Annotated in this window: 5 protein-coding genes and 2 pseudogenes; 1 reads left to right on the top strand and 6 read right to left on the bottom strand. The window is 38.8% G+C overall.

What is annotated here, in order from left to right; translation table 11 throughout:
• Positions 1-133: 133 nt before the first annotated feature.
• The 4 genes and pseudogenes from AACV32_RS03170 to AACV32_RS03155 form a co-directional block, all read right to left on the bottom strand.
• Entirely contained in the window at positions 134-1,831 is a 1,698-nt protein-coding gene (locus tag AACV32_RS03170; protein ID WP_017050342.1) for an ABC transporter ATP-binding protein, read from the bottom strand.
• Positions 1,824-3,479, bottom strand: a complete 1,656-nt coding sequence (locus AACV32_RS03165; protein WP_017050341.1) for an ABC transporter ATP-binding protein — start codon at positions 3,477-3,479, stop codon at positions 1,824-1,826. The genes AACV32_RS03170 and AACV32_RS03165 overlap by 8 nt, the downstream gene beginning before the upstream one ends.
• Before the next feature lie 865 nt (positions 3,480-4,344).
• Positions 4,345-5,706 carry an L-serine ammonia-lyase gene (locus AACV32_RS03160; RefSeq protein ID WP_170895649.1) on the bottom strand — a complete coding sequence of 454 codons (1,362 nt, stop codon included), beginning with the start codon at positions 5,704-5,706 and terminating at the stop codon, positions 4,345-4,347.
• An 11-nt stretch (positions 5,707-5,717) separates the two neighbouring features.
• A pseudogene (locus tag AACV32_RS03155) lies at positions 5,718-6,122 on the bottom strand (sodium:solute symporter); the annotation flags it as partial.
• Positions 6,123-6,125: 3 nt separating this feature from the next.
• Here AACV32_RS03155 and AACV32_RS03150 point away from each other — a divergent pair.
• Positions 6,126-6,512 (top strand): annotated as a pseudogene (locus AACV32_RS03150) (transposase); the annotation flags it as partial.
• A 163-nt stretch (positions 6,513-6,675) separates the two neighbouring features.
• Here the strand turns inward: AACV32_RS03150 and AACV32_RS03145 are convergent.
• Complete coding sequence (locus tag AACV32_RS03145; RefSeq protein ID WP_170895648.1) at positions 6,676-10,209, bottom strand: ATP-binding protein; 3,534 nt, start codon at positions 10,207-10,209, stop codon at positions 6,676-6,678.
• The gene (locus tag AACV32_RS03140; protein WP_170895647.1) at positions 10,206-10,829 is read right to left on the bottom strand and encodes a response regulator transcription factor; all 624 of its coding nucleotides are present in this window, start codon (positions 10,827-10,829) and stop codon (positions 10,206-10,208) included. The genes AACV32_RS03145 and AACV32_RS03140 overlap by 4 nt, the downstream gene beginning before the upstream one ends.
• Between the last annotated feature and the right edge of the window lie 404 nt (positions 10,830-11,233).

The raw sequence follows: 11,233 nt of genomic DNA, 5'->3' as shown, positions 1-11,233 counted from the left end.
AATGAGTGAGTCCCCAATCACAGCAATAGACCATGTGATTGGGGCGAAAAAACTCAGCCAAGATGGCGGTAGCTTCACATCGTTAAGGATAAACCGAGCACATATCTTGGCTCGATTTAAGAACCATTTTCCATTAAGCCATTTCGCTCTTTTTACAGAGTTGTGGTTTATAGAGTTGTGAGTTGGCTGTTGTAACCTCCTGTTGATACTGCTCAACCTTGCGCAATTGCCCTGCCTCCATCAAATAAACAGTATCAGCTTGCTGAATAGTCTCCAGGCGATGCGCTACGGAAATCACCGTTTTCCCTTGGCAAAGAATCTCAAGCGCTTGCAACACTTGGGCCTGAGTTTGGCTATCCAGTGCGGAGGTAAATTCATCAAGCAGTAAGATAGGCGCATCATGCAATAGCGCTCGCGCAATCGACAAACGCTGCCGCTCCCCGCCAGAGATTTGGTTACCATTTTCACCAATCCGCGAATCTAGTCCGTGCGGCAACTTAGCCACTAACTCACTCAAACCCGCCGCCTCTACTGCCTCGCACAACACTTGTTCACTCGCTTCGGGTTTGGCCAATAGCAAGTTATCTCGTAAGCTGCCGCCGAGGAGCTGAACCTCTTGCGTGACATAGGCGATATGCCGATACCAGTGCTCAGTACCTATTTCATCCAAGGTTTTTCCTCCCATAGTTAAGCAACCTTGTGTGGGGATATGAAACACAGCCAACACATCGAGTAAACTACTTTTACCTGAACCACTTTTGCCCACCAGCACAATATGCTCACCCTCCGCCACCTCAAGGTTAACCCCATTGAGTACTGGCTGGTCGTCTAAGCAAAGATGAATATTCTTGAGTGATAAATCAAAAGTACTAGGTTCTACGCCCTGTGAGGTTTGTTGCGGCAACTGGGAAAGCTGATGTAAACGTGATGCTGCTTTTAACATATAGCGGAGTAAGGCTGCATACACCGTCATCCGCGCTAGTGGACGAATAGAGACCACGGTGGCAACCACAGCAACCAAAAATTGTGAGTGATTCAACCAATCGAGATCCACCAACCACGCAGCCAAAACTAAATTGATCACGAGGCCAAGCTCTAAGATCAGCGTTGCTAACAATACACCACTTCCGCCAAGCCACTCTAATCCTAGTCCCTGATCTTTTTGCTTTTCAATCTGCTGGCAGAGTGGGTCCGCCAATCGCCCACTCTGTCCAAAGCTGCGCAGCATCGGCAAACAGTCTAGGTATTCGAGCAACAAGTTACTACTTTGCACATTGGTATGATGTGTGTGGTCTGCCTGATAGCTAAATCTCCGTTCTACGAGCACTAATACGCTAAACGCTAACCCAAAAATCAGCACTAGAGTCACGGCTAACCAAGGCTGAATCAGTGCAAGTACAATCATCATGACGATCGGTGTTGCCCAAGTTGCGACAAACTCGGTCAACAGGTGACTGAAAATATCTTCAAACTGTTTGAGATCAGAAGTGAGTAACTTTACTTTTTCACCTAAGCGTTTACCACGTAAAGCAGCCAAGGGTTGAAGACGGATATCGGTCAATAACTGATGACGTAATTGATGGGTAATTTGATAAGCACCAAGAAAACTGAGCTTGGTACTCTGGCCTACTATCCACTGCGCTAAGATCAACGACAGCGCTATCAATAACATGACAGTGAACGGCAATGACTCGGAAGAGAGCAGAAAGGTAAATAACATAATCCAGACCAGTAGCCCAATCAGCTCAGTAGCGACTTTGCCCAGTAAACCAAACCAAAAGTGCTGTGTCTTTGCACCACTATGTTCAATTAAACGCCTCAGACTATTCATCAGCTTTCTCCTCTAGTTGACCGTTCAGCAGTACCAAGCGGCGATCAACCTGCTGAATCTGACTGGCACGGTGGCTAATGATCAGTTGAATCTGAGCTGGTTCATAATGGCGTAACGCCTCAAAAACGCTCTGCTCTGAAAGCGCATCCAAATGGGCCGTTGCCTCATCCAAAATTAGGATCGGTGCTTTAGTGAGAGCGGCGCGGATAATCGCCAAACGCTGCATTTCACCACCACTGAACAATCGACACGCTTCTCCAATTGGGCAATCGAGCTGCTGAGGTAGGCTTTGCACTAACGGTTTAAGCCCAAACCAAGTCAGTAATTGCCAGATTTCATGCTCTTCAACGTGACGTTTCGTTAAAATTAAATTATCGCGTAAGGATCCAGAAAAAAAGACCACTCGCTGATCAACCGAGGCGAGATAATGACTACGGCTCTCATCGTCAATATCGGTTATTGACTGACCATTGATGTACCAAGCACCCGAAGTAGGCTCCAACTCACCGAGTAACGACGCAAGTAACGTGCTTTTCCCAACCCCAGACGCTCCCTCAATCGTTATGCGTTGTCCGGGATACGCTTTCAAATTCACCTGTTGCAATACGGCAACCTTTGGGTCGCGAGCCACAACAAGGTCACGGCACTCAAGAAGCATCAAAGACGAGGGGTAATGGAAAGGATGAGACTCAGGCTCACCGCATAAGGGAAGGATTCTGTCTATGGCGATGAACGATTGCTGAATTTGCGCAAACACTTGCGTTAAGTCTAACCACGGTTTAAGCAATCCCACACTCACGCATGCCACCATCACCAAATCAATGAGGGTTAATTGGCCCGTATTGGCGAGCATGATGGCAACAGGTAACACCAAGATCAGCGAAATTTGTGCCAGCGTGACAAATGTCACCCAAGCGCTAACCATCGTTTGAGTGTATCCCGTCACAATCTTATGATGAGATTGTAAGGTTCTGCTGAGTTCAAGGTAGGAATCCGCATCAACTGCAAGCAGTTTCATTACACCTATGGTGCGCAGAAATTCCATTTGTGATTGATGCAGATGAGCGACGATTTGATTATATTTCTGCTGTCTTTCAGCAAATCCACGCATCATCCAAATTTGTGCAGTCATTGCTAACGGCAGTGGCATTAAAGCAATCAGAGCGAGTCGCCAATCAATATAGAATAACAATCCCACCATAAACAGGGGCATCAAAAGGCCGTTGATGATATCCGTACCATGGTGAGCAATCAGCGGCTCAAGACTCTGGCATTCATCGGTGATGCGTTTTTCAATATCGCCCCGACTCAAGCTGCGCAGTTTATCCATTCTCATCTTGGCTAACGCACGCACTAAGTGTTGCCTTACTTTCTGAATAATGTGATAGGCCGCTAAATGTGCTTGCCATACTGCTAATGCATAAAAGGCGTAGCGACCCATTACCGTCAAACACATCATCAGAAAATAAGCTGTCGCCGATTCGTTATGGTAAATCGCAGTGACGGCTAAATAGAGAAAAATCCAAGAGATAAGCTCAAAGACACTGCATAGAATGGCACTGGTTATCGATAAGGTGACGCGATTTCGCTCACTGAACAACAAGCTTTTCAGCGCTGCCATCCGGCTCATGTGATGCGAGAGCAACATAATAAAGCTCCATAAATGGAGGCTATGTTGGTTGAATATACATGCCATCGCTAACGCAATTAGGTATAAAATCGTCGCGTTTAGTCGTAACTAGATCACCACTCAGCAATCGGTATTAGTATATTAGTGGCCACATTCATTAATCCTCAATTGCTCAATATCGTATCAGCACCGCGGTGGGTGGCCGTACATCTGTAACCAACCAATTTAAGCGCACCTTATCGTCAAGTGGTATAGATTACGTTTGGTTGTATAAATCAAAACCAACCGAATCAAATAGAATATATAGGTAATCTTATTGATTGAAACAAACTCATTTGTATAAAAAAGAGCCGCAAAAGCGGCTCAGATTAATTATTGATGTTGAAACATGTCGATACTGTTGATACAACCAATTTATGGTTGTATTTACATTGTTTGTTGAAACAACCATAAATTGATATCAACGATTTCTTTTACTTCAATAACTTACTCAAAAAGCAACCATATGTTGATATCAACCAAAACAACCATAAGTTGATATTTTTGTGATTCGCAGTATCGAGACCAAATTTTTATGTAGGAAACTTTCTTACAGAGAAATACCCCTACATCCCCTCTCCTCACCGACAAATTCAGCCGCTAGTTAACATATGACAAAGTTGCTTGGTAATTAAGGTACGACAGAATCGCTCGGTGATCACAAAGTCTTGACCATCCGCTGAAACACGTTTCTGGACAAAAGTTACTTAGACTGTTCACTTAAATTAGGAAAGCGCGGGTAACTTTAGGTATGGGAAAGTCGCTTAGCCGTTAGTTAAGTGTCCTGTTTTTCCGGTACAGATCACACCACTATAATTTTTAGATGTCAGACAAGCATTACACCTTAATTACAAGGGGGAGACAGATGAATTAGTGCTAACCCCCCTAATGATGTTTCCCGATACTTCCTATTCATGTCTTTGCCAGTTTGGTACATGGTTTCAATGACTTTATCTAAAGATATTAGACATTTGCTATTGCGTTTTAGTGCCATATGAGAGGCGTTGATCGCTCCCATCGCATTGCGCTCGATACAAGGCACTTGTACCAAGCCACCAATTGGGTCACATGTCATACCTAATGAGTGCTCCATTGCAATCTCAGCAGCAATACAAATCTGTTCATTACTACCACCGCGAAGTGCTGTCAGACCTGCTGCCGCCATTGATGATGAAACTCCGACTTCACCTTGACATCCAACTTCGGCACCTGAAATCGATGCGTTGGTTTTATACAGGATTCCAATAGCGCCTGACACGGCGAGGAAATCTTTCAATCGCTTGGTATCAAGTGACTTAATAAAGCGATGGTAGTACATCAGTACTGCAGGAATGACGCCTGCCGCACCATTAGTTGGCGATGTAACGACCTGGCCACCCGCAGCATTCTCCTCACTTACCGCAAAGGCAAACAGGTTAATCCAATCCATGATTTCCATCGGATCGTTTTCTACCGCTGTATTGGCTTCTAGCTTTTTCAGTAGATTTGGGGCGCGACGAGTCACGTTCAAGCCACCTTCCAAAATCCCTTCAGTTTCGAAACCACGCTCCATACAACTGATCATCACTCTCCAGATTTGGTCGGCACGCTTATCGATGTCCGGCATATCTTGGAACGCTTGCTCATTGCTAAGAATCATACCGCCAAGGCTAATGCCATGTTTCTCCGCCTGAGCCAACATTTCATCAGCACTTGCAAACGGATACTCTACTTCAACCGGAGTTGTAGGATTGCCATTTTGCAGTTCATCAGCAGTCGCAATAAAACCACCACCAATGGAGTAGTATGTTTCGAACCCAAGCTGCTTACCTTGAGCATCAAATGCAGTGATCGTCATACCGTTCTCATGCAATGGTAAGTTATCGCCATGAAAAAGCATATCTGTCTGGTAGTTAAACTTGATCTCATGACGATCATCAACAGATAACAAGCCTTCATCAATTGCTTTACGCATTGCTCGGTTCGCAGAAGCGATTTTAAGAGTGTCTGGCTTATTACCTAACAACCCCAGGATCGTCGCACGGTCAGTATGGTGACCAATGCCTGTCAGTGACAGAGAACCGTAGAGATCCACCTGAATACGAACAACTTTTTCCAGATTAGATTTAATCAAGCGAGTGAAATGGTAACCCGCAATCATAGGACCATTGGTATGGGAACTCGAAGGCCCGACACCAATCTTATAAATATCAAAGATAGACAGCATAAATTTACCCGTTACGACAATGCAGCATAAAGCCAATCAGGCAAAACCGTACAAGCAGCAATGGTCGCAGCAGCGAACCCCAACAACCCATAATGGCTAGCCGTTGGCTTAGCGAATAGATGTTTTTGATTACTAATAAAGGTTTGCTGTTCCTCAGTAACGAAACCCCACCGATAACTGACGAGCACTCCAAAGACTAAGAATACGAAGGTTCCTATCGGCGCAAACCAAGGCCAAGCTACATCCATATATCTCGCGATGAAAACAGCGACTACACTTGTGATGCTTCCTACAATCACGCCTGTCTCGTTCGCTTTTGACCAAAACAAGCCAAGAACAAACGAACCTAATCTAATCCCGACGAATATTGAGGTTAGGCTAGCAATAGTCTTAAGCACAGATTCATTTGATACCGCGAACTGCTAAAGCAGACACGTCGTAAAATCATTGAGATATCAGGTGATGGTGCTTATGACACAAAGGTTTGCTATGATGCTATACGAATCAAACGAGCGGTTCCACTCATCCCGCCACGAGAAGGGGCGGCCTTCTGGGAACATGGGCATTCTCGCAATTTAGCGGTAGGTTGTCAGAAGATTTACGGCTCGAACAATATGTGGAAAAAGCGGTATGGCTATCATAAACGCTCGCTATCAGAGACAGCAATGTATCGAGTGAAACAGTTGTTGGGTGGAAAACTCAGCCTCCGAAATTACAACGCTCAGGTTGGTGAGACTTACGCAATGATTAAAGCGCTGAACAAGCTTACAGGACTTGGTATGCCTGAAACTCAGTATGTTGTATAAAAGTTGCTCAACTTTAGGCGTTTTGGTTTCTAGTCTGAATTACGCAACAAATCCCTGATTAGGTTTAAAAGTAAAAAATAGATACAGATTAGGTATAATTAATTAACATAGAAAAAGGACTGAGAATAACATTCTAGTCCTTTTTAATTTACTATAATTATGACTAAGATAGAAAATCACCCATCGCTACAATAACGTCATTGAATTCAGATTGAAGATGTTCGATGTCTTTATCTTCTAACTTATATTTGCTTTCTATCGATAAACAAATTTTTATAATACCTTGAAAGCCGAGCATATTCGAAGCACTTTTTATACGATGTATAAGCTCCATTTGATCTTCTAATATATTTGACTGAGATAATTTTGACAAATCTACACTTGTCGTTTTCACAAACTCGTCGAATACTACTGTTAAATCAACGCCTGCATTCATCAAATAAATCAGAACATCCTTATTGATTACCAGATTAGGTTTAGATACTTTAACTTTTTTGGCATTGGCATTATCATTATATTTAACATGAATTCGACTTTCTAACTCTTTAATATCTAAAGGTTTAAACAAACAATCATCCATACCAGCAAGAAGACATTTTTCCTTAATATCAGCTTGTGCATTGGCTGTTAAGCCTAAAATAATTAGATTATTACGAGAAAAAAATCGACCTCTAATATTTCGAGTCAATTCATATCCATCCATTTCAGGCATATGACAATCAGTAATAACAACGTTAATATCTACATTTTTGTCAAGCACGGATAAAGCATCATAACCATCACAAGCAGTTAATACTTCATGCCCTAACTGCTCGATTTGTTTAGATAAAATGATACGATTACTTGGGTGATCATCAACAAGTAAGATTTTCTTTTTTTCAAACGGCTCTTCTTTATCCTTGTCTTCGACTGAATTTTTATAAAGTAAGGTTATATTTTCAACAATCGGAAATTTAAATATCATTGATACCGTAGTACCAATGTCAACTTGACTACTTAAATCCATCTTACCTGACATTAACTCACATAGATTTTTAGTAATCATTAAACCAAGGCCAGTTCCACCTCTATTATAAGAACTTGATGTTTGAGAAAAAGTTTTGAATAATTTATCAACTTCCTCTTGTTTAATACCTATCCCTGTATCTTTAATAACTATTTTTATTTCTTGGTGGTTATCAAAAACACCAAGATTAACAAATTTTATTTGTATTGAGCCTTCATCAGTAAACTTAACTGCATTACTAAGGACATTAAGTAAAATTTGTTTTAACCTTAAATCATCAAACATTAAAAACGGTTCAATAGTATCATCATAGCTTTTTATTAGACGGACATTTTTCTGTTTAGCTAAGCCATAGAACATATTAAAAATAGAGCTTATCGTATCTTTAAAATTTGCATCTTTAGGAATAATATTGAGCTCATTAGCCTCAATCTTACTAAGATCAAGTATGTCGCCAATTAATGATAATAAATCTTTAGCTGAATCATATGCTATGTTTAAATGTTTATTTTTTTCATCTGAACTATAGTCATAATTAATAACTAAATCTAGTGCACCTATAATCACATTCATAGGTGTTCTTATTTCATGGCTCATCGTTGCTAAGAATAAACTCTTCGCTGAGTTTGCTGATTCAGCTTCAACTTTAGCATCCTCAATCTCATCTAATAATTTAGCCCTTTCTGAGATATCTAGCCAACCGCCAATCACACCAGATGTATGACCATTAATGTCCGAGTATGCTCTCAACCAGTGATAAATGACATATTTTTGATTATCTATATAAAGTGTATAATCCTCTACACTACTTTCATTTAATTGAATAACTTCCTTATGCCTTCTTATTAACTTTAAGTACTGGGGATAACCTAACCTTTTCAAAAAATAAAAGGAGTGGCTATTCTGATAGTTAAATATTGATTTAAATGCTTCATTAGATACTTTTATTTTAAAATTTTCAGACATAAAATAGATTGGATGTGGTATAGAATCAACAATATCCTGAAGGAAATTCAACTGTTCTGAGTTTTGATTTTTTAAGTTACGCTCAATCTTTAAAGCTTTCCGAGCTAGAACAATATATATAATAACTAAAAACAGTATAATAATCATACTTATTGATAATGTATATACAGTATACTTATAATCTTTCCATGTATTATTGGCAACTACTGCATTCTTTCTCCACATATTTGCAATAACTTCGATTTGCCCTTTAGGTATCTCTCTTAATAGTCCATTAACAAAATCCATTAACTCTTTATTGTCGTTTAACGCAGCAAAAGCCACTTTTGCATTTGGTAGTTCATAATTAATCCCGTTAACCTCTAAATCTTCAAAAAAGTATTGATAAATATAAAAATTAGCAATAGAAATCGGCATGATCGCTGTAGATTTTTTATCTGAGACCACTTTAGTCAAAGCACTTAAATAACCATCTGTTTGAATGTTTTTGTAATTAGATAAATCCATCATCTCTTTTATTATACTATTTTTTGTTGTAACTACACTTTCAATATCATGTAACATAACATTCTTATGGGTAACATAAACAAAAGGATTACGCAATATAACATCTGATATCAAAAAATGCTCTCGACGAGATTTTGATTCATTGATAGCAACCAAATCAACTTGACCATTTTTTAATAGAGAAAATGCACTATCCAACTCTTTTTCAACAATTAAATTTATTTTAACACCTGTATATATGTTAAACAGGTTTAACAACTCCACGAGAATACCCTGCGGATTGTCAAATTCATCCAAATAACTAAAAGGTGCCTGATGTGGCATCACAACAACTGATATCTCATCTTGACCAAACTTATTTACTACATTTTCTTTGATATAAGCTAACTCATTCAAAGTTGGAGGAGTAATTCCTCCGCCATTCCATCGATGCACAATCAGTTGTAAAGTGTTAGTATCAATACTTGCGATAACTTTATTAAATATATTTCTTAACATTGTATTATTTGCATCAAAAGAAAAGGCAAAACCTTTGCTATCAACCTCTTGGATCACTTCTTGATATTTTAAGTCACCAATATAATGGTTGTTATATGAATGATTTAATGAGAGAAGATCATTGATAACTGCATCTACCTCTCCAAAAACTGCAGCAGCTATCGCTTCTTCTCTTGATGGATAGAAAAAAAATTCTATATGAGGAAATACACTTCTAAGACGTTCAGAATCAAGATACTCATAAGCAACGGATACGGTTTTTATCTCATTAATTTTTGATGACCGAAATAAAATCGGTCTATCAGGGAAATAAATCTCTGATAAAATCAACCCAAACTGTAATTCGTACCCATTCGATGATGTAATTAAATCTATCTCATTTTTCAAGATAGCAGCTATTGCTTCATTCCTTGTCTTAAAAAAATAAAAATCAAGCTCAATATCTAGAATATCAGAGATAATAGCAATAACCTCTGAACTTATACCAGAATACAAAATATTATCTTGCCCCTCCTCAACGATATCAAAGGGTATAAATGAAGGAAGGTTGACTCCAACTCTTAACGTTTTTTTATTTGATAAATAATATTTTTCATTTTGAGTAAGAAACACATTCGTGTTTCTTACCTCTACTTTATTAGGTTGAATTACTTTCCCATTACTTTCTAATGAGAAAGAAGCTAATAAAAATAATAAGCCAGCTAACAAGCCTTCTTTCATGATACGTCATTTCTCTTCGCAAAATCTGCCAGTTCAAGAACGTGATTGACACCCAGTTTATCGAATATTCTCTTTTTATAAGTACTAATGGTTTTTTCACTCAATGATAACTCTCTTGCTATCTCATTATTATTACTGCCATTGATTAAAAATTTCATAACTAAAAACTCCCTTTTAGATAACATACTCAAAGGATCATCACCCATTTTTTTATTCGATAATGTACTTAATGCTCCATCTGGGAAAAAATTATACCCTCTTAACACTGTATTTAAAGCCAATCCAATTTCTTTAACATCTTGACTTTTCGAGACAAAACCATTTGCTCCGGCTTCCATACAGCGACGTGCAAAATAGATTGAATTTTGTGATGTAAATATTAATATTTTTGCCTCAGGGAGATAGTTCTTTATTTTTTGGGTTAATTCTAACCCATCCATACCTGGCAAGCTGATATCTAAAATAATAGCATCAACTTTATAATCTATATTTCTTAACTTCTTGAGTACAGCTTGGCCATCACTGAATTGATCAACAATTTTGTAACCTTCTTTCTCAACAATACCTTTAACCGTCGCTAAAACAACCGGATGATCATCAACTAGAATAATATTTTTCATAGCATCTCTCTGTAAGAAAATTCTCTCATTGCATCGCAACCTCAACCTACAGGATGTGAGGAAACATCTCGTTTTTATAAAAACCAAGCAAGATTATACTTCAAGGATATTTAAATCAATAAACTTATCTATCAATGTGATTGCTGCGTAAAGTAAATGTATAGTAATTAGCAGACCTTGTGTAGATATACATATGTATTAAGTTGTTACATATAAGATAGGTAAACATGCAGTATCTATTCAGCTCTATTATTATTATCGCATCTTGTTTTTTAATGGATTGCTATGAGCACACTAACAATAAACACTTTGATACATATAGAAAACCTATAAAAATCGACAAAAGCTCGATAAGCTTATCAAATGTTAATAAAGATAACTTTCTATCTATTGCAAATTTTTCA

Source organism: Vibrio sp. B7, assembly GCF_963888765.1.
Classification (GTDB): Bacteria; Pseudomonadota; Gammaproteobacteria; order Enterobacterales; family Vibrionaceae; genus Vibrio; species Vibrio anguillarum.
Note: the sequence above shows the minus strand (reverse complement) of the source record. Positions and strands in the feature narration are given on the sequence as shown.

Excerpts from the sequence above, each read along its gene's own strand:
- AACV32_RS03170 (WP_017050342.1), bottom strand. The coding sequence starts at position 1,831 with ATGAATAGTCTGAGGCGTTTAATTGAACATAGTGGTGCAAAGACACAG.
- AACV32_RS03165 (WP_017050341.1), bottom strand. The coding sequence starts at position 3,479 with ATGTTGCTCTCGCATCACATGAGCCGGATGGCAGCGCTGAAAAGCTTG.
- AACV32_RS03160 (WP_170895649.1), bottom strand. The coding sequence starts at position 5,706 with ATGCTGTCTATCTTTGATATTTATAAGATTGGTGTCGGGCCTTCGAGT.
- AACV32_RS03145 (WP_170895648.1), bottom strand. The coding sequence starts at position 10,209 with ATGAAAGAAGGCTTGTTAGCTGGCTTATTATTTTTATTAGCTTCTTTC.
- AACV32_RS03140 (WP_170895647.1), bottom strand. The coding sequence starts at position 10,829 with ATGAAAAATATTATTCTAGTTGATGATCATCCGGTTGTTTTAGCGACG.